This is a genomic window from Pseudoalteromonas sp. S1609, from assembly GCF_005887255.1.
Lineage (GTDB): Bacteria > Pseudomonadota > Gammaproteobacteria > Enterobacterales > Alteromonadaceae > Pseudoalteromonas.
Map to the genome: position 1 here is coordinate 1 of NZ_PNDJ01000219.1, position 237 is coordinate 237.

At 38.8% G+C, this 237-nt stretch carries 1 pseudogene; it reads right to left on the bottom strand.

What is annotated here, in order from left to right:
* Nucleotides 1–237 (bottom strand): annotated as a pseudogene (locus CWB76_RS19495) (MucB/RseB C-terminal domain-containing protein); the annotation flags it as partial.

A 237-nucleotide genomic window follows, 5' to 3' on the forward strand; every position in this document is an offset into this window, starting at 1 on the left:
GCATATGCATTGCTTTGTTCAGCAATTGAATTAGCGGGACATGGTGTTGGAAAATTACGATTAAGTACTTCTAATAATAATCTTGCCGGTTGCTCAGGTACGCTTATGTGGGTATGTTGTAATTGCTCTTGAGCTTCGCCTTGGTGATTCTCATATGCGGCTGTGAACAATTTTGAAGACTCAGTATCACTCAAAATCCAATAGTTAGAGTTGGCTGAGTTTTTAGATTCTATTCGA